Annotated in this window: 18 protein-coding genes; 4 read left to right on the top strand and 14 right to left on the bottom strand. The window is 60.0% G+C overall.

Features of this window, described 5'->3' with window-relative positions:
• Nucleotides 1–490: 490 nt before the first annotated feature.
• On the top strand, nucleotides 491–2,275 hold the full coding sequence (locus ACR0KX_RS12390) for an ABC transporter ATP-binding protein (RefSeq protein ID WP_480708469.1): 1,785 nt from the start codon (nucleotides 491–493) through the stop codon (nucleotides 2,273–2,275).
• A 57-nt stretch (nucleotides 2,276–2,332) separates the two neighbouring features.
• Here ACR0KX_RS12390 and ACR0KX_RS12385 read toward each other — a convergent pair whose 3' ends face one another.
• From ACR0KX_RS12385 to ACR0KX_RS12325, 13 genes are all read right to left on the bottom strand, one after another.
• Nucleotides 2,333–4,273: a vWA domain-containing protein gene (locus ACR0KX_RS12385; RefSeq protein ID WP_480708468.1), complete on the bottom strand. Its 1,941-nt coding sequence runs from the start codon at nucleotides 4,271–4,273 to the stop codon at nucleotides 2,333–2,335.
• A gap of 13 nt (nucleotides 4,274–4,286) precedes the next feature.
• Complete coding sequence (locus tag ACR0KX_RS12380) at nucleotides 4,287–5,624, bottom strand: serine/threonine-protein kinase (RefSeq protein WP_170453925.1); 1,338 nt, start codon at nucleotides 5,622–5,624, stop codon at nucleotides 4,287–4,289.
• 8 nt (nucleotides 5,625–5,632) lie between these two features.
• Nucleotides 5,633–5,893: a hypothetical protein gene (locus ACR0KX_RS12375; protein WP_170453926.1), complete on the bottom strand. Its 261-nt coding sequence runs from the start codon at nucleotides 5,891–5,893 to the stop codon at nucleotides 5,633–5,635.
• Nucleotides 5,894–5,910: 17 nt separating this feature from the next.
• Nucleotides 5,911–7,542: an SUMF1/EgtB/PvdO family nonheme iron enzyme gene (locus ACR0KX_RS12370; protein WP_170453932.1), complete on the bottom strand. Its 1,632-nt coding sequence runs from the start codon at nucleotides 7,540–7,542 to the stop codon at nucleotides 5,911–5,913.
• A complete protein-coding gene (locus ACR0KX_RS12365) occupies nucleotides 7,535–8,725 on the bottom strand; it encodes an ABC transporter permease family protein (protein WP_480708467.1) in 1,191 nt (396 codons plus the stop codon). The genes ACR0KX_RS12370 and ACR0KX_RS12365 overlap by 8 nt, the downstream gene beginning before the upstream one ends.
• Complete coding sequence (locus tag ACR0KX_RS12360) at nucleotides 8,725–9,456, bottom strand: ATP-binding cassette domain-containing protein (RefSeq protein ID WP_480708466.1); 732 nt, start codon at nucleotides 9,454–9,456, stop codon at nucleotides 8,725–8,727. The genes ACR0KX_RS12365 and ACR0KX_RS12360 overlap by 1 nt, the downstream gene beginning before the upstream one ends.
• Nucleotides 9,437–10,687, bottom strand: a complete 1,251-nt coding sequence (locus ACR0KX_RS12355) for a trypsin-like peptidase domain-containing protein (protein WP_170622250.1) — start codon at nucleotides 10,685–10,687, stop codon at nucleotides 9,437–9,439. Before ACR0KX_RS12355 ends, ACR0KX_RS12360 begins: the two co-directional genes overlap by 20 nt.
• Before the next feature lie 5 nt (nucleotides 10,688–10,692).
• Entirely contained in the window at nucleotides 10,693–11,787 is a 1,095-nt protein-coding gene (locus tag ACR0KX_RS12350; RefSeq protein ID WP_170524696.1) for a serine/threonine-protein kinase, read from the bottom strand.
• A gap of 8 nt (nucleotides 11,788–11,795) precedes the next feature.
• Nucleotides 11,796–13,028: a PP2C family protein-serine/threonine phosphatase gene (locus ACR0KX_RS12345; RefSeq protein WP_480708465.1), complete on the bottom strand. Its 1,233-nt coding sequence runs from the start codon at nucleotides 13,026–13,028 to the stop codon at nucleotides 11,796–11,798.
• Between the two features lie 5 nt (nucleotides 13,029–13,033).
• A complete protein-coding gene (locus ACR0KX_RS12340) occupies nucleotides 13,034–13,654 on the bottom strand; it encodes an FHA domain-containing protein (RefSeq protein WP_170622252.1) in 621 nt (206 codons plus the stop codon).
• A 34-nt stretch (nucleotides 13,655–13,688) separates the two neighbouring features.
• The gene (locus ACR0KX_RS12335) at nucleotides 13,689–15,203 is read right to left on the bottom strand and encodes an FHA domain-containing protein (protein ID WP_170622253.1); all 1,515 of its coding nucleotides are present in this window, start codon (nucleotides 15,201–15,203) and stop codon (nucleotides 13,689–13,691) included.
• 76 nt (nucleotides 15,204–15,279) lie between these two features.
• Entirely contained in the window at nucleotides 15,280–15,699 is a 420-nt protein-coding gene (locus ACR0KX_RS12330; RefSeq protein WP_170453947.1) for a hypothetical protein, read from the bottom strand.
• A gap of 107 nt (nucleotides 15,700–15,806) precedes the next feature.
• Complete coding sequence (locus ACR0KX_RS12325; protein WP_170453949.1) at nucleotides 15,807–16,511, bottom strand: hypothetical protein; 705 nt, start codon at nucleotides 16,509–16,511, stop codon at nucleotides 15,807–15,809.
• A gap of 163 nt (nucleotides 16,512–16,674) precedes the next feature.
• Here ACR0KX_RS12325 and ACR0KX_RS12320 point away from each other — a divergent pair, with 163 nt between their 5' ends.
• The 3 genes from ACR0KX_RS12320 to ACR0KX_RS12310 all read left to right on the top strand — a co-directional run bounded on the left by ACR0KX_RS12320 (nucleotide 16,675) and on the right by ACR0KX_RS12310 (nucleotide 20,889).
• Nucleotides 16,675–17,223: a sensor histidine kinase family protein gene (locus ACR0KX_RS12320; RefSeq protein WP_170622255.1), complete on the top strand. Its 549-nt coding sequence runs from the start codon at nucleotides 16,675–16,677 to the stop codon at nucleotides 17,221–17,223.
• A complete protein-coding gene (locus ACR0KX_RS12315) occupies nucleotides 17,223–17,966 on the top strand; it encodes an FHA domain-containing protein (RefSeq protein ID WP_170622256.1) in 744 nt (247 codons plus the stop codon). The genes ACR0KX_RS12320 and ACR0KX_RS12315 overlap by 1 nt, the downstream gene beginning before the upstream one ends.
• Nucleotides 17,967–18,099: 133 nt before the next feature.
• Nucleotides 18,100–20,889: a bifunctional aconitate hydratase 2/2-methylisocitrate dehydratase gene (locus tag ACR0KX_RS12310; protein ID WP_170622257.1), complete on the top strand. Its 2,790-nt coding sequence runs from the start codon at nucleotides 18,100–18,102 to the stop codon at nucleotides 20,887–20,889.
• A gap of 52 nt (nucleotides 20,890–20,941) precedes the next feature.
• On the opposite strand, the gene ACR0KX_RS12305 is transcribed toward ACR0KX_RS12310, so the two are convergent.
• On the bottom strand, nucleotides 20,942–22,195 hold the full coding sequence (locus ACR0KX_RS12305) for an aminotransferase class V-fold PLP-dependent enzyme (protein WP_170622258.1): 1,254 nt from the start codon (nucleotides 22,193–22,195) through the stop codon (nucleotides 20,942–20,944).
• Nucleotides 22,196–22,230 lie beyond the last annotated feature (35 nt).

Here is a 22,230-nt window from a genome sequence, read left to right as displayed (position 1 = left end):
GGCGGTTTTCCGCTGAACAACAAGCCAGGCGTAAATATTCAGAAGCCCGTCCCCCAAAGATGTACCGCGATAGGCCAATGTCAGGCTATCACACTGAAACTGCTTATTCAAATTTCGAATTACGCTTGGTGAGATGCAATAATACTTGCGCTGAACGGAGGCTTAATCAGACCGCCCCACATAGCGTAAGGCAACAGCTTTCCCTTGTAATATTGGGTGATCGGCGTGACCGATAAGACACATAATACCGGATGACCAACTGATCCCTTGCGCATTCATATGCTGCGCATACGGGGCAAACGGCAATGCGCCGACCTCTTGCAACTCTGCTCGATCATTCCTAGCTGAGCATCCCTACGCGGCGAATATTGCCGTCATACGCTCGCCCATCGAAAACGGTCACTCTGTCACGTGATACAATCTGCCCTTTAGGCAGAAATGATTATAGGTTATCTGAGCGAGCGCATGGTTTCATGATCTGGAGAATGCAATGATTAAGCGCGCCTGGAATGAATGGCGATCCGGCTATATGGGTCGCCTGATGGGCGAAAGTTTGCGGGCTCAGGGCTGGATGTACGCTGTCGCAATTGTTGCGATGATCATCGTGGCGGCCACCACCGCCGGGTCGGCCTACATGATGGAATACATCGTAGATGCCATGACCAGCCCCGAGATGCGCGAATGGGCCCCATTGATTGCGCTTGGCGTCATCGGGTTGTTCCTGGCCAAGGCGGTGGCTTCGTTCGTGCAGGCGGTCTACCTTGCGCGGGCGGGGAACCGGATCGTCGCGTCGCAGCAGCAAAAAGTGTACCGGAAATTGATCCGGCACGGCGTTGGTTTCTTTGGCAAGAATGAATCCTCCGGACTTCTGATGCGAACGACAAATGGCGCGCAGGCCGCCCGTAAACTGATCGACGTTCTGGTGACCGGCTTCATTCGCGATGCCCTTACGTTGTTGGGGCTGGTTATCGTCATGGTCTATCAGCAACCGCTGTTGTCCGTCATGTTCCTGATCGTGGGCCCCGTTGCCTTGCTGGGTGTCCGGTACCTTCTGAAAAGTGTCCGGACGATTATGAAGGCTGAATTCAAATCGATGGCCGAAATCATCCGCGTGCTGCAGGAAACCTCCGCCGGGATCCGGGTCATCAAGGTGCTTTCACTGGAAGATCGCATGACCGAGCGGATGGATACCGCCGTTCGGAAAGTTGAAAAACGCGCCAATGACATTGCCCGTCTGCAGGCCATCGCAAGCCCGCTGATGGAGTTTCTGGCGGGCTTGGCGATTGCAGGCATTCTGATTGTCAGCACCCTTGGCATTGCTGGAACCGAGCAACCCACGGCCGGCCAGCTTATGTCCTTCATCACCGCCTTGCTGATGGCCTACGAACCCGCAAAGCGACTGTCGAAGATGCGCGTCCAGATCGAGGCAGCCATGGTTGGCGTAGGCCTCCTGTTCGGCCTGCTTGACCAGAAGGATACCATGATCGAAAGCCCCGATGCCGAGGATCTGCCTGACGGGCCGGGTGAGATCGCGCTAAAGAACGTGAAGTTTGGCTACCAGGGCTCGATCTCGGTGATCGACGATATGAATGTGACCTTCGAAGCCCGTAAGACCACGGCTCTGGTCGGTCAGTCTGGCGGCGGGAAATCCACGATTTTCGGTCTTATCATGCGCTTCTATGACCCGCAGGAGGGTACCGTGGAGATCGACGGCCACGATGTGCGCCTCGCAAGCTTCGACTCTCTGCGCAAGAAGATCTCCTATGTGGGTCAGGACACGTTCCTGTTCTCGACCACCGTCATGCAAAACCTGCGCTTCGCGGCGCCGGATGCGACGGATGAGGAAATCTATGACGCCGCCCGCGCCGCCTATGCGCATGACTTCATCACAGAACTGCCCGATGGCTACGACACGATGGTGGGTGAGAACGGTGCATTCCTGTCTGGCGGTCAGAAACAGCGATTGGCAATTGCCCGCGCCATCCTGCGCAAAGCGGAAATTCTGCTTCTGGACGAGGCAACCAGCGCACTTGATGCCGAATCCGAAAACCTTGTGCGCGAAGCGTTGGATTCCCTGACCAAAGACATGACCGTGATCGTCATTGCGCACCGTCTGTCGACGGTTCTGGAGGCGGACAAGATCATGGTGGTTCAGGATGGCTCGGTTGTCGAACAGGGCAATCTGGATGAGCTGATGGCCCGCGAAGGCAGCTTCCGCAAGCTGTTTGACCAGCAGTTCAAGAAGGGCAACGAAAAAGCGGCGATTGCCGGGTGAGTATCCGGGCCTCGGTCTGTTCCCGAGGCCCGGAACACTAACGCTGGTCGCAGGGCACTAGGGCAGATCGTCCAGCAACATCGGATAAAGCAGATTGCCCGCCTGTGGCCCGGCTCCCAGATAATCGACCCATTGATCCGTCGACTCATTATAGCGGCGATAACGTTCGATCTTGTCGTATAGACCGTTCACGATGGTCTGCTGTTCCGAGATCGGCAGGCGCACCCAGTCATCCTCGGTAATTGCCATGATCTGCGATTTGTAGGGCAGATCCGCTAGATATTCGTCCAGCGCCACCGCCTCGGCCAGGCTGGGATCGGACTGGCGCGACACCTGATCGGGTCGGCGGCTCATATCCGCGGCCACACCCAGAACCTGCGTAAAGAACTGATCGGGGTTCACCACGTTGCGCTCGGCCTGATCCACGATGATACGCAGGGCCTCTTCCAGATTGCTCAGATCGGCCTTGGAGATCAGCAGCCGGATCGACAGCGGTTTCAGGCCCGTGCGGTCAAAATCACGGTCGGCCACGTAAGCCTCGAACAGATCGGGCGCTTTCGCGCCCTCGGTCCGGCCCAGATAAGCCAGTTGCATGGTGCGGCTGGCGGTGTTCAGACCGCTGAACAGCCCGCCTTCACTTTCGTCGATGATCGCGTCCTCGTTCAGCAGCTCATCGCCACCGCTGCGCCGATAGGATGACGCCTGCTGCGCCACGAACTGTCCCAGCTGACGGGCGGTGTCCTTGTAGATGGCCGGATCGCCGTTTTCGATCGGGAAATACAACGGCGCGGAGTTCGGGAAAGCGGTCAGTTGCTTATAGGCTGCCTCGGCCGAGGGGTGATCTTTTGCCCCGCGCTCGGTCCGCAAGTGCATGACCGCCATGGCCCCGCCAATGCGTTCACGGATCAGCCGGTTCAGGCTTTCCGCGCTGAGGCCGGTGGACGAGTATTCGTCATCGAACTCACGAGGCCCGGCATCGGTGACCAGCACGATAAACCGGCTGCCGAACTCACCCCAGCCCATATCCTGCAACGCATGTTCGATGCCACGATAGCTGTCTTCGCGGAAGTTCTTGCTGCTGGATTCGGCCTCCTGCATCTGGTCGATACCGGCCAGAAAATTCTCGACATTCAGGCCCTGTTCCAGATCGACAAAGGTTTTGACGTCATACCCCAGCCCCGGAGCCGCCTGCAGGCTGTCGCGATAGCCCACAAGCCCAAAGCTAAGCGCATTAGCCGCGTCCGAGGATGCCGCCTGACGATATACTTCCTGCAGCGCATCCCGTGTGGCGCGGATATAGGGCTCCATCGAAATTGTTGTATCGACGACAAACACCACCGCTGTTTTCAGATCACCCGTCGCGTCGGGGCTGGTCACGTCCGGCAGGTTCGGCGCGTTGGCGCTGGCCACGGCAACCTGCAACAGATTGACGAAGGGGCCGATATCGAACACCGCCTCTTCGGTGGACAAGATCGGCATGACATAGAGGTTCTGCCGCTGGTCAATCGTCTCACGCGGGCCAAGGGCGATCACGGTTTCCGACGGCGTGCCGCCCTGTTCCGCCGCCAGTGCCTCATCCCGGGCATCCTTGGCCAACCCGGCTGGATTTTCGCTTTCGATGATGTCGTAGATCGGATCGATGTCGTTGAAGAACAGAACCCGCCCCACATTGTCGCTGCCTTCCAGCGTCGCGACGATGTTCTGGTTCCAGTCAACTGTCGCCGTCTGCGGCACCCACATCAGATCGTCACCCTGATCGGTCGCGCCAATCTGCATCCAATCGCCGTCCCGTTCGTAAACAAAGAACACCTGCAAAGGCGACAGGGCGGTGGCGGTTTCTTCACTATCGGGCTCAACCCGCGCGTCGATGCGTTCGCGGATCAGCACCCGTTGGAACAGGCTGGTTTTGCCCTCGATCGGCAGCGGCGATTTCGATTGCGCCAGCACCGGCCCGGTCAGCATCAAGGCAGTTGCAAGAAGGGCTATCCGTTTCAACATCATATCCGTCTCCTCACTCGCCCAAGCGGTTCAGGGCGTCGCGTGCAGGGTCCGAGCCCAGATCAGCCGCACGCTGATAATAGCGCCGCGCCGCAGAAGGGTCGGGGCGCGGGAAGGGTGAAGTTACTGTGCTATGGGTCTTGGGATCGTACATCTCGGCGATCAGGATATTGGCGTCAGCCCTGTCCTGCTGCGGCAGTTCCTGATCATTGCTGATCGCGATCAACGCCCCAAGCGCGGCATCCAGATTCTGTGACCCGCCCGCGGCCAATAGGTCACGAGCCGCAGTCAGAGGGTTGTCGGCAGCGACTGCATCCTGAGCGATGCCCACAGATTCGTTGACTTCAGCCGAGGGGCCACCTGCGCCGTTCAGAACATACCACGCGCCGCCTACAATCACGGCCAATCCAACAACAGCAGCCGCAACAAGGGGCAGTTTGCTGCTACCCGACGCCTCGGGGGTCGCGGCGGGTTGTTTTTCAGGTGCCGCACCAGCCGAGGCGGATTTCTTGGCCCCGCCACTCAGCGCCTTGCGGAACAGGCCGGGCAAATCGGTGGGGCGGTCCTTGGGGTTGGCTTTCAACAACTGCTCCAACGCCCATTTCAGGCCCGGCTCGACCTTGGGATCGGTGATCTTTACGTCCGTCTTGCGATCTTCGACGGCGGCAAACCCCTTACCTTCACCCGGCAGTTTCAGCCCCGATGTCCGCATCAGGACCAGCCCCAGCGCATAGGCGTCGGTGGCGGCTGAGACCTCATTGCCAAACAGGCCCAATTGCTCGGGCGCGCAATAGCGCAGCTTGCCGGCAAAACTGTCGCCGATAATCGACTTGTCCGTACCCACACTGTCCGAGGCGAGACCGAAATCGATGAACTTGGCCTGATTGATATCCTCGTGCGAGATCATGACGTTGTCCGGGGCCACGTCACGATGCACGATGCCCAGCTTGTGAATGGCCTCAAGCCCCTGCGACAGGCGCAAACCCAGTTTCAGAACATCGTCCGAGGACAGCCGCGCGCCCTTCTTCAGGTAGTGCGCCAAAGGGTGACCCGGCACAAACTCCATCACCAGAAACAGACGGCCATCCTTGTCCAGCATCGAGGTTTCGAACCGCACAACCGCATCGCTGCGTACGGTGCGCAGCAGGTTCGCCTCACGCCGGAACAGGTCGACCGCTTTTTTGTTTCTGGCAAAGCTGGGCGTCATGACCTTGATCGCCACCTCATGCCCGCTGGCCCGGTTCAACCCGCGAAAGGTGGCCCCCATGCCGCCTTCGCCCAGCAGGGACTTGATCTCGTAGGTGTCCTGCAGAACGCTGCCGGGTTTCAGGCCAAGTACCGAATGTTCCATGGTCGTCCTTACCTCCGGTTTTTCAGGCTGATGGCGCTGTGTTTGCTAAAGGTGCGGATATCCATGATCTGAAAGCAGATGCCCGCAAACACCAGCGAGGATGTGATCCCGAACACCACGGTCAGAAACGCCGCGATAATGGTCGTTGTATCCGGTCCCAAAGGCGACAGGCGCAGCATGTTCACCGCGATAAAACAGAAAAAAACGATGGATATGCCGGTGGTGATCCAGACCAGCACTTCAAGCGATTTGTTCAATACATCCCGCATTCTTCAACCTTTCCAATTCATTCTTCGACAAAGCCCAGAGCAACGGCCTGAAAGTCATCTGCGATCTGATCCAAATCCGAATAACCCGCCACAGTGCGGGCACCGATGTGATCCTGCACCATCGCCAGACAGGTCGCCCGTTCGCGGCCACGCTCGGCCTCGGTGGGGTAGATGAAATCGATCTGTTTGCGGAGCAGGACGGGCGAGTACTGATCGACAAGACCCTCGATCAGGTTGGCGTATTCGACGATATCCGCCTTGGCCTTGGCCTCCAGCTCGGCCAGTTTGGCGGCGGCGTCTTCCTTGGCGGCCAGCACTTCATCAAGGAAAGCCTGATCCCCGCTTTGCCGCGCTTCCGCCTCCAGCGCGTCCAGTTCCGGCGCGATGGTCAGGGATGAGATCAGCGCGTTCAAGTAGCGCCGGATGCCCTGACCACAGACCAGCACGCCCGAGGTCAGGATCAGGCGGATCGACTGGTCCCGCTGCGCGTTGCGCTCGACCCGGCCCCGGTTCAGCGTGTCCTTGATCACCGCAAGCTGCGTTTTGGTACGATCCGACAGGGTCTCTGCCGAGATTTCGTCCAAGAGGTCCATCGCCTCTTGCTCGCTGGCCGCCACCGCCAGCCCTTCATCGGGGCGCGCCAACTGGTCCAGCCCGTCCTTCAGCGCCTGATCCTGATCGGCCGAGGTAATCGCCAGACCCTGCAACACCAGCCGGGTGCCGGTGAACCGGTCCGCCGAGGCTGTGTTGGACAGGATGTCAAAGGGCGGCACTTCGAACCGGGTCGAGGATGTGATGTCAGCCAAAGGCGTCCGCGCGTCGCCACCGCGCTTCACGAAGCCACCCGCCTGACCATGCAAACGCCCGTGACGCACCAGCGCAAAGGGATCGCCCACAATCTCGGACGCGTTGCCCAACATGTCGTGCAGACCCAGCGGATTGGGGCGCAGAGATCCCACGACCTGCAATTTCCCCCCGGCTGAAGCTGTGCCGCCATGGGCAATGTATTCATCCTGCGGCGTGCCTTCGGGCACAGGCGGCAAAGGGGCCCGGAACAGGGCCTGATCGACTTCCAGACCGCCACGGGCGGAATATTCCCATTCCTCTTCGGTCGGCAGGCGCAGATAGGCGCGGGTATCACCCACTCTGGGCAGCGAGTCCGGCGCGTTTTCCATCAGCCACAGGGTGTAGGCTTCGGCAAAGCGCTGATAGTCCAGCTTGGTCTGCCCAACCGCCGGAACAAAGCCTCGGCGGCGGGGTTCCTTGTCGGGGCAGCCTTCCATGACCACATCCCATTGCGCCTGCGCCAACTCATACTTGGCCATGTAGAAATAGCCCTTGGCCGCGCCTTCGGGGTCGGCAAACGCGCCTGAGACAAAGGCCCGGCGCAGACCGTTCAGATAGGGCTGATCGCTGCCTTCCTGTCCCAGCACGACCGAAACATCGCCGATCACACCATCGGTATTGGGCGTCGCCACCTTTCGAAAGGTCATGGCCCCGCCGCAAGGCATGGGCAGGGACAAGTCTCCATCTGCAGGCTGCGGGTTATAGTATTTCTCGCGCCATGTGATGTCCTGCGCCTGCGCGGTTGCGGAGAAGGTCAGCAGACCGATCAGCGGGGCCAGGGCAAGGCGGGTCAGTTTAGGCATGGGTCAACACCTCCTGAGGTTCGACTTTGCGCACGGCAAACACCGCCCAGACCGCTGCGGTCACCGCTGTCACGGCCCCCAGAACCAGCGTCGCCAGAATGTTTCCCACATAAAGGCGCGCCACGGATTCACCCGGGGCGGTTTCAAACGTTGCGTTGATGGCCAGCAGGAAGGGCAGGATGATGATCAGCGTGGCAATCACACCGCCCAGCACCAGCGTCAGGCTTTGCACCACCGGGATCACACAGCGTTGCCGGTCGGGCATGGTCAGCATGGAAAACAGGCTGAAGATCACCCGCTGCCGCTCGACCATGCCGCGCAGATTGGCCGACATCGCCGCCCAGAAGCCAAACATCGCCAGCGCCGCAATCGCGGTGAACAGAATGTTCAGGTTGCGCCGGAAGGACAGCAACAGGGCCGCGTTTTCGGCCCGTGGGCGCGATTGCAGCCCCATCTCGGACAGATGCGCGGACAGGGTTCCGATATCCTCAAGCGAGCGCGCATAAAGGCGGAAACTGGCATAGGTCTTGGGCTCGGCCACAGGGTCCGTCCAGTTCGCGGGGGTCGAGGTCAGATCGTCCCGGAACCGCTCGACCGCCAGAAGATCGGGCAGCGACAGAAAGATGGCCGGGCGGGGCCAGATCTCGGGCGGCAGCACGCCGATGACCTGCAGATCGCGGCGCGCGTTTTCGCGCTGGCCGTCCACCTCGCGCCCGATGATCATGTCCAGCGTATCGCCCGCCGATACCGACAGATCCTGCGCCAGCTTGTCTGAGATCCATACACGCCCCGGCGCAACCGCTTCGCCGTCGATCAGCGGATCGCCAGCGGCTGAGGGGATCAGCGGCACCGCGCGCTCCAACTTGCGCTGTGCTTCATGCCGCACCGCATTGGCCGATGTGTTGATCGAACGGGTGGCAGGCACAATGAACCCCACATCCTGCCGCGCGCCTAAGGCCGCGAAGAAAGCCGCGTCGTGCTGTTCGGCCCCGATGGCCAGAATTTCGCGGTTCGACGGATCCTCGATCAACCGGCCCACCATGGTGCCGATGATCCCGTTTTTCAGGGCCAGAATGATCAGCAGCGGGCCCAATACGCCTGCCAAAGCGGCCACGAAACACAAAGCCGATTGCCAGTCATGGCGCAATTCGCGCAAGGCCAATAGGGTCGGTATCCGCACCATCACGCCACCCTCGCCGCCGCGCGGCCTGCGGTTGAGAAGATCGAGTAGGACTGCCCCTGATGATCCAATATGCGGTGATCGGCGCGGGGGGTGTCCGCAAATTCACCGGTTTGCGCCTGATGGCTGGCCAGAACCACCGCCGATCCGGCCTCGGCCGCCAGATGCACAATCAACCCTTCGACCTCGGCCACATTGGCGGGATCAAGGGCCGAGACAGGCTCATCCAGCAACAGCAGCGCAGGTTGCCCCAGCAACGCCCGGGCGACCGAGGCGCGTTGGCGTTGGCCCACGGACAACTGACCCGGCTTGCGCGTGGTCAGATCCCGCAGCCCCATGGCGCGGATCAGGTGATCCTGCCATTCGGCATCCGGTACCTGCCCGGCAACACGCACCGGCAGTTCGATGTTTTCCTGCAAGCTGAGATACGGCACCAGAGTATTGGTTTGCAGCACAAAGCCCAGCTTGTCCGGCCCGGCAAACGCGGCCCTTGGGGTGTCGGGCGTGACCTGAACCCCGTCAATCACATGCCGCCTGTCCGGCAGGTCGGTCAGAGGCAACGCCCCGGCAATCAGCCCAAGCGCGGTGCTTTTGCCCGCACCGCTAACCGCGTCCAGAACGATGGTTTCGCCCGCGTTCAGCTCCAACTCTTCGATCACCACGAAGAAACCGGGCGCACGTTCGATCCCAAGGTTGCGGATCGACAGAACCGTATCAGGGACGTCTGAGGACAAGCGCTACCCCCCCGAGTTCAACCTTGGACTTGGTGTTGATCTGCACCGGTTCATTCGGCTTCAGACGCCGGCCATCGACCTTGGTGCCGTTGGACGAGCCCAGATCGGTCAGCATCATCTTGCGCCCCTGCAAGGACAGGCTGGCATGACGCCGGCTTAGGTTGCGATCGGTAATGGTCAGCGTGTTTTCACTGGCCCGCCCGATGGTGACGCCGGATTGCAACTGCGACGCGCTGAATTTGGCCGATTGCCCGTCCATGCTGACAGCCAGAATCGCCCGGCCCGAGGATTTAACACCCCCGCCACGCAAGGATTTTGACCCGTCATCGCCCTTGTTTTGCGACGCAACATAGTAGATCCCGCCGATCACCAGGGCCCCGGCCCCGCAAAGAACCGCCAGAATGATCAGCAGGCTGTTGTCACCCCCGGCGGGGTTCACCATTTCCGGGTTTTCCGGATCGCATTCCTGTTGATGGGACGTGAACGGGATACCCGTATCCCGCAAAAACCCGGCAATGGGGTTCGCGGACGAGGCCCAGAACGTGTTGTTCGTGGGTGTAACGCCATCCGAGCTCCAGACTGAGATCACCGTGTTGATGCCCAGAACCGAACCGCAATAGTCGATCAGCGGCCCGCCCGAATTGCCCGGATTGACCGATGCGGTGTGCTGCACAATCTCCAGCGTCCGGCCGGTTTCGTTAAACGATCCCGGTGCCACCTTGCTGATCGCGCCTTGGGTCAGAGTTGGTTCCAGAAACGGCAGCATATCGCCGCCCGCGTTGATCTGATCTGACGATCCCGGATAGCCGATGGCGGCAACCTGTTCGCCCTTCAGCGCCTTGCCTTCGCGCAGCGACAGGATGCCGGGCCGATGCCCGCCGTTTTCCTGCGGGACGATCCGCAAAACCGCCAAGTCCAACTCGCGCGAGGCATGCAGCACCTGCGCGTCGTAAAAGAATACCCGATCACCCTGTTTGAACCCGACCTGAATATACTGGCCGCCATCAATGACGTGATGGTTGGTGATATAGTAATACCCGTTGCCTTCGGGCAGTTCCGACAGAACAAAGCCCGATCCGGTACCACCCCGGCCACCGCCCCGGTCCACCAGGGTCCGCCCCATCGCCTTATCGGCCTCGGCAACAATTTCCGGGACGATCTGGGCAGGTGCCGCGCAAGCCATGGCGATCAAACAGGCGGCAGCGAAGCCAAGGGAACGGATAACTTTCACGACACTCACATCAGGATTCCATATGCAATGACGGCCGCAGCAACGACCAGGATCAACAGCAAGACCAGTACCGACGCCGCCCGCGATCCACCCCGTTTTCGGGGTTTCGGCGTTGGGCGGTTGGTCCCCTTTTTGCGCGGTTCGGGCGCGGAATTGCGCGGGGCTGCTTGGGGCGCGTGCAGGTCGATACCAACAACGCGCGCATAGTCGCGGGCTGTGCGGATGCGATCCCGTGGCAGCAGCTTGCAGCCCATGTCGATGGCATTCAGCAGCGCGTCGTCATATTGCGCCTGAACGCGGTTGCGTTTCAGGTTCTGACGCACCGGGACATAAGGGTCCCGCCCGCTGGCCCGCATTTCTTTCCAACGCTCTTCGGCATTGGGCGGCAGGCTTTGCGAGACCATCTCGTACAGGATCACGGACAAGGCGAACAGGTCGCTCCACGGGCCTTCATGAACGCCTCCGGCCAGACCGGTCTTTTCCGCGGGGAATTGCTCAATCGCCGCATATTTCCGGGTGAACATCGAGGCCAGCCCGCTGGATTTCCCCATCAACCGCGCCGCGCCAAAGTCGATCAGGATCGGCTGACCGTCTTTGCGGATCATGACATTCGCGGGCTTCATATCCCGGTGCACCACGCCAACCTCATGCACCGCGTCCAACGCGCCCAGCATCGATCTCAGGAAGGTCATCACCAGGTCCTGCGGCACCGACCCCCGCGCGTCGATCATGCGCGCCATCATTCGGTCCAGCGGATCGCCGTGGATATATTCCATCACGCAATAGGCCGTGCCGTGCTTGCGAAACGCCGCGCGTACCCGCATCAGGCCCTGCTGCTGGGGCAGATCGCGCAGCAGGTTGGCCTCTTGCAGGAAGGCTTCCAGCCCCATGTGAAACAGCTGCCGCCCCTCGGATGTGGGCGACACCGCATTGTTGGGGCCGCGATCCGCATAATCCGCCGGAAAGTACTCTTTGATCGCGAACCGCTCGCCGGTTTCGCGATTGCGCGAGCGGTAGGTGATGCCAAACCCCCCCTGCCCCAGCACGTCGCCAAGAACGTAACCGGCAAAGGTTTCTCCCTTTGGCAGATGCACGGACACTGTTGGGTCTACCTTCCTTCACCAAGGGGTTCACCATCCTCTGCCTCGTCCTCGTTCGGGACGGGTTCGGATGCTGGTTCCTCTTCCACTTGCGGGGTTTCCGACTCTTGCGGCGCTTCCGGGGCCGGTGCTTCGGGCTCGGCTTCATCCGGCGAGCGTGCCGCGGGCCCTGTATCCGGGTCCTCCTGACTCTCCGGCTCGGGTTCCGTCAGCGGCTGACCCTCGCCTTCCGGGTCTGACACCGCCGGGTCTTCGTCGACCGAACTGTCACCGATGCGCCGTTCTTCCTGCTGCACGGGCGGGGTTGGCGCGGGCTCTTCTTCCTGCGTGACCTCGGGTTCGCCGCCCCGGCTGAAAATCAACGCCCCTGCCGTTGCGACAACGGCCAGCGCCCCCAGACCAATCGCCGCGTATTTCAGGGATTTGTTGTTCCTGTCCGAATTGTGGAACGCCCATTGGCTGCCCCGCAAAAGGCTGCTCATGCCGTCCTGAACATGGGCGTAGACGACAACAGTGGTGTTGTCCTGCTTCGGCTTTCCCTTCGCCTCGACCGCGTTCAGCAGATCGGATGCGACACCGCGCATATCGCGGCTTTTGCCGTTTTGAAGGATCTCGCGAATCTCGGCCTGAGACAGGGTATCCAGCCCGTCCGAGCAGGACAGGACCACATCCCCCGGTTTCAGGCTGATCGCGTTGACATCTGTCAGGGAAATTCGGTCGCCCATCAGGGCCGAGCGCAGCGCGTTGCGGCGCGGATGGCTGTCGGCCTCTTCCTGCGACAGTTTTCCAGCCGCCACCATCTGCAGCAATTCACCATAAAGCGAATGATCCGCATTCAGCTTTTTCAGCCGCCCGTCCCGCAACAGAAACAGGCTGCTGTCGCCCACCGACACCCAGATCAGCCGGTCCCCCAGCTTGAGCGCCGCCACCAAGGTACAGCCCATCCCCTTAAGGTCAGGCTGCGTGGCGATGCGCTGGCGCAGGGCCTCGTTTGCCGCCGTCAGCGACTCTTGCAATCGGTCGCGCGGGCGCGGCGCGTCCGAGCCCCCGACAAAGTGCTTTTTGAACGCCGACAGGGCCAGGTTGGATGCAACCTCACCCCCGGCATGGCCGCCCATCCCATCGGCGACCAACATCAGGATGTCGGACTTGGGATCACGCTCGTTCTGATAAACAAGATCGAACGCGTCCTCCTGATTGTCGCGCTGGCCCAGGCTCTGTTTGCCGCTGATGATTGTCATCTGGATCAGTCGTCAGAGCTTTCGGCCAGTTCCGACCAGTCAAAATCCTCGTTACAGAAGGCGACGAACCGCACATGCGTCTGCTTGGACAGTTCGATCAACGCGTAGTTTTCCAGTGGCATGGTCGTGGCCACAATCTGACCATTGATCCGGCTGATATTGCGGCCCGTGCCGGGGGCGGCAAAGAACACCCGGTTGGCATCGTCGAAAATGATCCGAAGGTGATCATTGCCGGAAATCATCTTGTCGCCGAAATCCAACGACACACGCTCAGCACCGTCGCGGCCCAGCGTGTTCATGCCCGAGCCCAGATTGACCGACTGCCCCAGCCCCGGCCCTTTGACCACGACCAGCCAGCCGGTGATCGGATCCACCATCGGGTCGAACTCGGCCTTGTCCGAAAAATTCTTGGACATTCCGCCGTGATAGATCTGCGTCTTGTCATCCTCGACATATTCGGTCGGCGCTTCGCTGAAGGACGACCCGCTTGGCATCGCATGCGTCGCCTCGTCGTCCGACGGAGAAATGCTTTCGGTAAACCCGTCATCCGAGCCGAAATCCAGATCGTCGTTCAGGTCTTCTTCGTCCTTGTCGAACAGCCAGCTTGTCTTGTTGTCGTTGCCCATGTTCTTCACCTTTCCTGTGTGTTTGGCCGCTGGGTTATGCCCGGACCAGTTTCAGGCGAACGGACCCAAGGCCCAACGTGTCACCCACATTCACTCTTTGTGCGCCTTTGATCTTGCGTTCGTTGACCAGCGTCCCGTTCAGGCTGTCCAGATCGCTGAGCGTGAACCGCCCGTCGGGCGAGCCGCTAAGCTCTGCATGCACCCGTGAGATACCGCCATCCGGGATCACCACGCCGTTCGTACTGCTGCGCCCCAGGGTCGAGCGGCCAGACGGCACCGGGAACCGATGCCCGTTATCGACCCGCACCAGATAGGCAATCGGTGGCGGAGCGGTGGCGACGGTACGCGCGTCATCCTGCGGTGGGCGCATGCCGGTGATGTCGCCATCGTCGAACTCTCCCGCTTCCAGATCATCGCCGTCATCGCCCGATCCGCGCCGGGTCAGCAGCACGATCAACAGGATCAGCAACAGCAACAGAACCCCGGTCCCGATATACACATACAGCGCTGGCAGGCCGAAAATCAGATCCTCTTCAACCGGGTCGACCACTGGATCCGGCGTCGGCGTGGGATCGACCACGGGCTGGAATTCGGCCGAATAGCTTTTGGTTTCCGTCTGTCCCGGCTGGCCCACAACCGGTTGGATCATGTCGATGGTGATCCGCGCAGGCGCGGGATCGCCAACGGGAACGATCAGGCCCGAGCCTTTGACCGCGTTGCCATAAGACCGGATGAAATCCGCCACGACCGAGGTCGCATTGGATTGGTTCTGCAGGAACACCTCTTCCATCAACCCGTTTTGCGGGTCAGTCAGGCGTTTCAGAACATCGATGCCGCGCGTCGTGCGCGCATTGCCCTGCGCCCGCCAGAACATGCCAAGGGCCGAGACCGATACACCCTCACGCTCAGCCGCTTCCGAAATCTCTTCGACCGTGGCCAGACCTTCCTCATCACCGTCGGTGATCAGGATCAGGTTTTTCAGCAGCACATCGTCCTGCTGGCTCAGCAATTCGATGGCGCGGGTGGCGTTGGCGACAAGGCGGGTGTTCTGTTCCTTGATCTCAAGGTCTTCGATCACATCCTCGGCCCGGGCGCGACTGGTCGAGAAGGGCGACAGTTCGACAATGTCGTTGCCAAACCCATAGATCGCCACTTTCTCATCCGTCGGCAGGTTGCTCACAACGCGCGAGATCAACTCGCGTTCGCGGTTCCAACTGCGCAGGCGGCCACTGCCGTCGCCCACCGACAGGTCGATCAGAACCATCGTGGCCGAAAGGGTCAGATTGCCGGGCAGATCGTCCACAGATTTGACGAACTCGAAATCGGCCTGTGCATCGCCCAGTGACCGAAAGCTCATCCCGCCGCGTTCATTGCCGGACGGGACGCGCACAAGACAGCTATCCTCGGGTGCGGGGGCTTCCGGGGCGCAATCCAAAATGGCCAGCCCTGTGGCTGGTGCGCGGGTCTTCCCCTCTTGCGCGTGGGCAGCGCCCGAAATGACCAAAGCGGCGGCAAGCGCCAGAAATCTGCGTGAAAATCCGTAGGTCACGATCCCAAGACCCCCCTCAGGCAAGACGTCCCGGTCGTCGCATGCGTCGACAAGCGCCGACCTGACGTGATTGGTATTAAATCGACAACGCGCGATAGGCTGCTTTGATCCGGTTCAGTTCGGACGACACGACCGACGCACTTGCGCCACTGTTCACGTCACGCTCGACCGCGCTCAGCTGGTTATCCAGCGCCTGCACCTGCTGCAGCTTCACCGGGTCCGAGGCCGAGGCCGCACGCGCCTGCGCACCTTGCGCTTTCACTTCGGCAATCTGCTGGCGCAGCGACGCGATTTCGGAACTGTTGGCATCCCGTTGTGCGGCCAATTGCGCGTTGCGCTGCTCGGCTGCCCGGTTTTGCGCAATAATGGCATCCGCCTGCGCCTTGTTATTGGCGATCTGGCGGTCATATTCGCCCGAATTCAGGTTTGCGATATTGTCGAACAATGTGGCCGTTGTCGGATCGGTCGATCCGGTACAACCGGCAATCGCAATCAAGGAAACAAAAGCTACTGGTTTTGAGAAACGGAAAAGATCACACGTCATTTTACCACACTTACTATTGGAAAACCCGCGCCTGAAAGACAGACGCGGGTCAAAGGAAATTAAAGCAGATTAATGGATGCGCGGGTCCGGGCCAGACGGTTTTTATTGCTGACCGCCGCATTGGTCGCACCGCCCAAACCGGGCTGACCTTTGCTTGAGGCCGTCCGAAGTTCGGAAATGGTGTTGTCCATATTCTGTTCGCTGCGCTTGAGCTCGGTCGAGACCACCTGACGGTTGGATTTGATCGCCTTGACACGCTGGTTATACGCGGATTGCGACAATTGCCCGCCATCCAGTTGACGACGCAGCGACTTCAGTTCTGCGTTCTGCGAGGCCAGAACCGAACGCAGGTTCGCTTCGACCGAGTTCAGCTGTTTGCTGACATTCGACAGATTGGCCAGAACCGCCTTACTGTTTACAATCTCGACGTTTTTGGCTGCGGCCTGCTTGCCCACCTGATTGCCGCCAACGCCGCCGATCAGGCCCCCTGCGGCGGCACCCGCAGCGCAATCACCGGCGTCACCACCCAGCAGCAGACCAAGTCCGCAGCCGACAATGGCACCCGCAACGGCACCCTGAACCGTGTTGTTTACAATGATGTCCTTGGACACCTGATCCAGGCTGCGAACTTGCTTTTCAAGTTGCTTTTCCTGCTGGGTCTTACCGGCCACCGACGACGATGACGCGGATTGGATCGTCTCTTCGGTACAGGCTGAAATGAAAAGGGAAATAGCAGCAAAAAGGGACACTGCGGCTGTACGCATCTCGTTACTCCGTAATACAAATTTTTCTTCGTAGTTGATTATGAACTCACATGTTTTTTATTTTCAATCAACGATTCGCGAATGTCTTGTGATTACAGGATACTGATTCGGGACACTTTCGACCAAACACTTTCGAAGATTCGTTCATAGGTAGAGTTTAAAGATGAAAATACCCCTTGGTATTCGGGACAAGATGAATCTGGCAAACGAGATTTTTGCATTTGCCGGACACATTGCCGCAGGAATTGGCGCGCTGTTTGCGCTTTTGGGCATTAGCTCGAATTTCGCGAACAATACCACCAGTGTGGTCTTTAATGTTGAAGTTGCCAGCCTCTCGTTGCCAGTTCGCATGACGCTGCTGATTCTGATTGCGGCGGCACTGGGCTGGGGGCTGGGCGCTCTGGTCGCGTGGCTGAGCCGGTCCAACAATGAATCCCTCAGCTTCGCGGCCTATGTCGTGGCCATTCTGTGGGGCGGAATGATCGTCGGCGCGGCCGAGTGGCTGGCGGTGTCGCTCAGACAGCAGATTCTGTCCGAGACCCTGCTGTTTACCGTCGCGGGCATGGGTCTGGCGCTTTGGGTGGCGGGTTTCCATTTTAGCAGTTCCAACGCCGGGGGCAGACATGCGCTGAGGTTGCGCTGTGATGCGCTGCTGTTGTTTTCAATCGGCGCGGCCCTGTTCCTGGTTCTGACATTGCTGGGGACACGATAATGATGATCGGCGGACCTTTGGACGACAAGAACGCCGCGCGCTTGCTTAGCGCGGCGGCCCTGCTGGATTTCATGTTCCTGGGCTTTGTCGTCGCCACGCTTGAACCCGTACTGCGGCAAGAGCTTCGATTGCATCAGGCGGGCCTTGCCCTGCCGATTGGCCTGTTTCTGGTGCTGGTGCTGATCTACTGGCTGATCTGCGAAGGCATCCTGAGCGGCGCAACCATCGGTCGGTTTGTCATGCGCCTGAACATGCGTGACAAAAGCGGCAAGCCGGTTTCGGCAATGCGCCGGTCGTCGCGGGCGATGAAAAAGATCATGACCCTTGGCCTGACCGGCCTGAACCCGAACTCGGCCGCGCGCTATGACCGGGCCGCCGAAGTGCGCTGGTTTAGCCCGATGGCGCCGCGCCCGATCAAGATGTGGCGTCTGGCGGTTTCGTCCGGCCCGGATCAGGGCAAGTCGGTTGTATTCCGCGATGTGCCGGGAATCGCGTCCACCCATCAGATCAAGATCGGGCGCGATTCCGGTTGGGCCGATCTTTCGCTGGAGCGTAGCAAAAAGGCGTCCGGGCAGCATTGCGTGATCCAGATCGCCAAGGGCAACCAACTCTACCTGCGCGATCTGGGCTCGTCGAACGGAACATTCATTGGTGGTCGGCAGATCAGGCCGGAAAAACCAACGCGTCTGGGCATGAACAGCCGGTTCCGCGTAGGCGATGTCTGGATTTCGATCATCCGCTGATTTCACGGCAGAGACAACGCGCCACAGGAGTTGTGCTTGCAACCGGCTGGCATTTCGTATACCGCGGCATACAAACAAAATGGCCGGGTGCCAAACGCACCTCGCGCTCTCGCCCAAACCGTCGGAACACGCCATGAGCCTTTATACAGATTACCTTACCGAAATCGAAACCCGCAAAGAACAGGGCCTCAGCCCCAAACCCATCGATGATGGGGCTTTGACGAAAGAAATCATTGATCAGATCCGCGATCCGCAGAACGAATATCGCGCGGATTCGCTGCATTATTTCATCTACAACACTCTGCCGGGCACAACCAGCGCTGCCGGTGAAAAGGCAGGCTTTCTGAAAGAAATCATTCTGGGCGAAGCCGCCGTCGAAGAGATTTCGCAGGATTTTGCGTTCAAGCTGTTGTCGCACATGAAAGGCGGCCCCTCGGTCAAGGTTCTGCTGGATCTGGCCCTGGGTCAGGACGCCTCGATCGCTGGCAAAGCGGCTGAGGTGCTGAAAACACAAGTCTTCCTGTATGATGCCGACACCGACCGTCTGAAGACCGCGTTCGAGGCTAGCAACCCGGTCGCGAAGGACATCCTGGAAAGCTATGCCAAGGCCGAGTTCTTCACCAAGCTTCCCGACATCGACGAAGAGATCCAGGTCGTTACCTATGTCGCTGCCGAAGGCGATATCTCGACCGACCTGCTGTCGCCGGGCAATCAGGCGCATTCGCGAGCTGACCGGGAATTGCACGGCAAATGCCTGATTTCCGAGAAGGCACAGCAAGAGATCGAGGCGCTGAAACTCCAGCACCCCGACGCGCGCGTGATGCTGATCGCCGAGAAAGGCACCATGGGCGTGGGCTCGTCCCGCATGTCTGGCGTCAACAACGTGGCGCTGTGGACTGGCAAGCAGGCCAGCCCCTACGTGCCCTTCGTCAACTTCGCCCCGATCGTGGCGGGCACCAATGGCATCTCGCCGATCTTTCTGACCACCGTTGGCGTCACCGGCGGCATCGGGATCGACCTGAAAAACTGGGTCAAGAAGGTGGACGAGGACGGCAACGCCATCCTCAACAACGACGGCAACCCGGTTCTGGAACAGAAATATTCGGTTGCGACCGGTACGGTTCTGAAAATCGACACCAAAAGCCACAAGCTGCTGAGTGAGGATGGTGACGAACTGGTCGACGTCTCGTCGTCCTTCACACCGCAAAAGATGGAATTCATGAAGGCGGGCGGTTCATACGCCATTGTCTTCGGCAAGAAACTGCAGACATTTGCAGCCGAGACACTGGGCATCGAAGCACCTTTGGTCTTCGCCCTGTCCAAGGAAATCAGCCACGAGGGTCAGGGCCTGACCGCAGTTGAGAAGATTTTCAACAAAAACGCCGTGGGCGCGACGCCGGGCAAGACCCTGCACGCCGGATCGGATGTGCGGGTCAAGGTCAACATCGTGGGTTCTCAGGACACCACCGGTCTGATGACCATGCAGGAACTTGAGGCGATGGCCGCAACCGTCGTGGCCCCCAGCGTCGATGGTGCCTATCAGTCGGGCTGTCACACTGCATCGGTCTGGGACGCCAAGGCGCAGGCCAACACGCCACGTCTGATGAAGTTCATGAATGATTTCGGCCTCGTCACCGGGCGTGACCCGAAAGGCGTCTATCATTCGATGACCGACGTGATCCACAAGGTGCTGAACGACATCACCGTGGACGACTGGTCGGTCATTATCGGCGGCGACAGCCACACCCGTATGTCCAAAGGCGTCGCCTTTGGCGCGGACTCGGGCACCGTGGCACTGGCGCTGGCCACCGGTGAAGCTTCGATGCCGATCCCGGAATCGGTCAAGGTGACCTTCAAGGGCCAAATGGCCGAGCACATGGATTTCCGCGACGTGGTGCATGCGACGCAGGCGCAGATGCTGGAACAGCATGGCGACAACGTTTTCCAGGGCCGTGTGATCGAAGTGCATATCGGCACGTTGCTGGCGGATCAGGCCTTCACCTTCACCGACTGGACCGCCGAGATGAAGGCCAAAGCCTCGGTCTGTATCTCGGATGATGAGACGCTGATCGGCTCGCTGGAACTGGCCAAGTCGCGCATTCAGATCATGATCGAAAAAGGCATGGAGCATGAAAACGGCATGCTGCAAAAGCTGGTCAACATCGCCGATGCGCGCATTGCTCAGATCAGGTCGGGTGAAAAGCCTGCCCTGCGCCCCGATGACAATGCGAAATACTTCGCCGAAGTTATCGTCGATCTGGACCAGATCGTTGAACCGATGATCGCCGACCCGGATGTCAACAACGCCGATGTTTCCAAGCGCTACACCCACGACACGATCCGCCCGATCTCGTACTACAATGCTGAAAAGCATGTGGATCTGGGTTTTGTCGGTTCGTGCATGGTGCATAAGGGCGACATGAAGATCGTGGCGCAGATGCTGCGCAACCTCGAAAAAGTCTCGGGGAAAGTTGAATTCAACGCGCCGCTGGTGGTCGCAGCCCCGACCTACAACATCATCGACGAGTTGAAAGAGGAAGGCGACTGGGAAATCCTGCAGCGCTATTCTGGGTTTGAATTCGACGATCTGTTCCCCAAAACGCAGGCACGCACCGAGTACGAGAACATCCTGTACCTCGAACGTCCGGGCTGTAACCTCTGCATGGGCAACCAGGAGAAAGCGGCCAAGGGTGACACGGTTATGGCCACCTCCACCCGCCTGTTCCAGGGCCGCGTCGTGGCGGATGCGCCCGACAAGAAGGGTGAGTCGTTGTTGGGCTCGACCCCGGTCGTTGTTCTGTCCGCCATCCTTGGCCGGACCCCGACGCTGGACGAATACAAAGCGGCTGTCGAAGGCATCGACCTGACCAAATTCGCCCCGCCGGTGCAAGCGCCCGCCGGAACGAAATCGGCCCACTTCTAAAGCCGCGATCCGATCAAACCAAAAGCCCGGCCTTCTGGCCGGGCTTTTTTGTTCAGGCGGTCATGTCTTTCAGGGCAGTCAGCAACTGCGCAACCTCTTGCTCGGTATTGTAGTGGCACAGCGAAATGCGGATGCAATCCGACAGCCCCAGCGGCGTCAGCACATTGCCCGAGTAATGATCTGCCTTGCGGGTATGGGTGCGGATACCCTGCTGATTGAGCGTTTCGACCACCTGTTCCGACGGGATGCCATCGACCACAATCGACACCAACCCCTCACGCGCAGCGTTGTCCGCCCCGGCCAGAATGCGAATGTGGTCCATATCCCGCAGCCCCGGCAGGTTTCCGACCCCGTTGATCATCGCGTTCGTCAGATGCGTCTCGTAGCCGTGAATGGCGCGACCCGCAGCCTCGATCCGTTTGCGCGGATCGGTTTCGTCGGACACCTCGCCGCCCAGCCAGATGAAATAGTCGATCACGTCGGACATGGTGGCGTAGGACCCGGTGTCGCGGGTTCCGAACTCCCACCCTGTTGCCGGCGCATCGATCAGCATGTCATGGGGCAGCGCGCTCAGCTTGTCGGAAATCCATGCGATGCCATAGCCGTGGCGCGAGAACACTTTGTAAGGTGAGATCGCATAGCCATCGACGTTGTAGGCATCCAGATCCAACTGCCCGTGTGCCGCGTGCTGAATACCATCAACGATGATCAGACAGTCGGGTGAGACAGCCCGGATCGCGGCTGAGATCGCGGCCACATCCATGCCCATCCCCGTCACGGGTGAGGCATGCAGGATTGTCGCCACCGCCACGTCCGGAGTCATCCGCGCGGCATAATCCTCAGCCGTGACCAGCCCGGTTTCGTCGTCATGCTGCACGTTCACGTAGTCCAGCCCGGCAATCCCAGCCCAGCGACGCGCAGCACTGCGGGTCGCCGGGTGTTCGATTGAGGACCCGATCACCTTCGCCCCTTTCGGCGCAACCAGACAGGCCGTGCGGATCAGCCGGAACAGCAACTCAGTCCCGCTTTCCCCGGCAAAGAACTGGCCGGATGAGGCGTTCATGAACACGCCCAGATCGGCCTTGGCCTTGTTGATCACATTTTGGGTGCCCTGCCCCGCCGGATTGATCCGCCCCGGATTGTCCGGGATCGCCGCATAGAAAGCCGAGGTCTCGGCCACCTTCTTCAGCGTCAGCGCGCCGCCTGCGTTTTCAAAGAAAACACGCTCGCCCTGAAACGGGCAGCTATCCACATGGGCAAAACGATCGCGGATCGCCGCGATCAGACCGGGGTTGTCTTTGATCATGTTGTACTTCCTGTCACTGCGTCCAAGTGTCGGGG

The sequence above is a fragment of the Ruegeria sp. BG5 genome, assembly GCF_056538425.1.
This window is presented reverse-complemented; position numbering and strand designations above follow the sequence as displayed.

Coding starts and splice junctions, on each gene's coding strand:
- ACR0KX_RS12390 (WP_480708469.1), top strand. CDS start 491: ATGATTAAGCGCGCCTGGAATGAATGGCGATCCGGCTATATGGGTCGC.
- ACR0KX_RS12385 (WP_480708468.1), bottom strand. CDS start 4,273: ATGTTGAAACGGATAGCCCTTCTTGCAACTGCCTTGATGCTGACCGGG.
- ACR0KX_RS12380 (WP_170453925.1), bottom strand. CDS start 5,624: ATGGAACATTCGGTACTTGGCCTGAAACCCGGCAGCGTTCTGCAGGAC.
- ACR0KX_RS12375 (WP_170453926.1), bottom strand. CDS start 5,893: ATGCGGGATGTATTGAACAAATCGCTTGAAGTGCTGGTCTGGATCACC.
- ACR0KX_RS12370 (WP_170453932.1), bottom strand. CDS start 7,542: ATGCCTAAACTGACCCGCCTTGCCCTGGCCCCGCTGATCGGTCTGCTG.
- ACR0KX_RS12365 (WP_480708467.1), bottom strand. CDS start 8,725: ATGGTGCGGATACCGACCCTATTGGCCTTGCGCGAATTGCGCCATGAC.
- ACR0KX_RS12345 (WP_480708465.1), bottom strand. CDS start 13,028: ATGACAATCATCAGCGGCAAACAGAGCCTGGGCCAGCGCGACAATCAG.
- ACR0KX_RS12340 (WP_170622252.1), bottom strand. CDS start 13,654: ATGGGCAACGACAACAAGACAAGCTGGCTGTTCGACAAGGACGAAGAA.
- ACR0KX_RS12325 (WP_170453949.1), bottom strand. CDS start 16,511: ATGCGTACAGCCGCAGTGTCCCTTTTTGCTGCTATTTCCCTTTTCATT.
- ACR0KX_RS12320 (WP_170622255.1), top strand. CDS start 16,675: ATGAAAATACCCCTTGGTATTCGGGACAAGATGAATCTGGCAAACGAG.
- ACR0KX_RS12315 (WP_170622256.1), top strand. CDS start 17,223: ATGATGATCGGCGGACCTTTGGACGACAAGAACGCCGCGCGCTTGCTT.
- ACR0KX_RS12310 (WP_170622257.1), top strand. CDS start 18,100: ATGAGCCTTTATACAGATTACCTTACCGAAATCGAAACCCGCAAAGAA.
- ACR0KX_RS12305 (WP_170622258.1), bottom strand. CDS start 22,195: ATGATCAAAGACAACCCCGGTCTGATCGCGGCGATCCGCGATCGTTTT.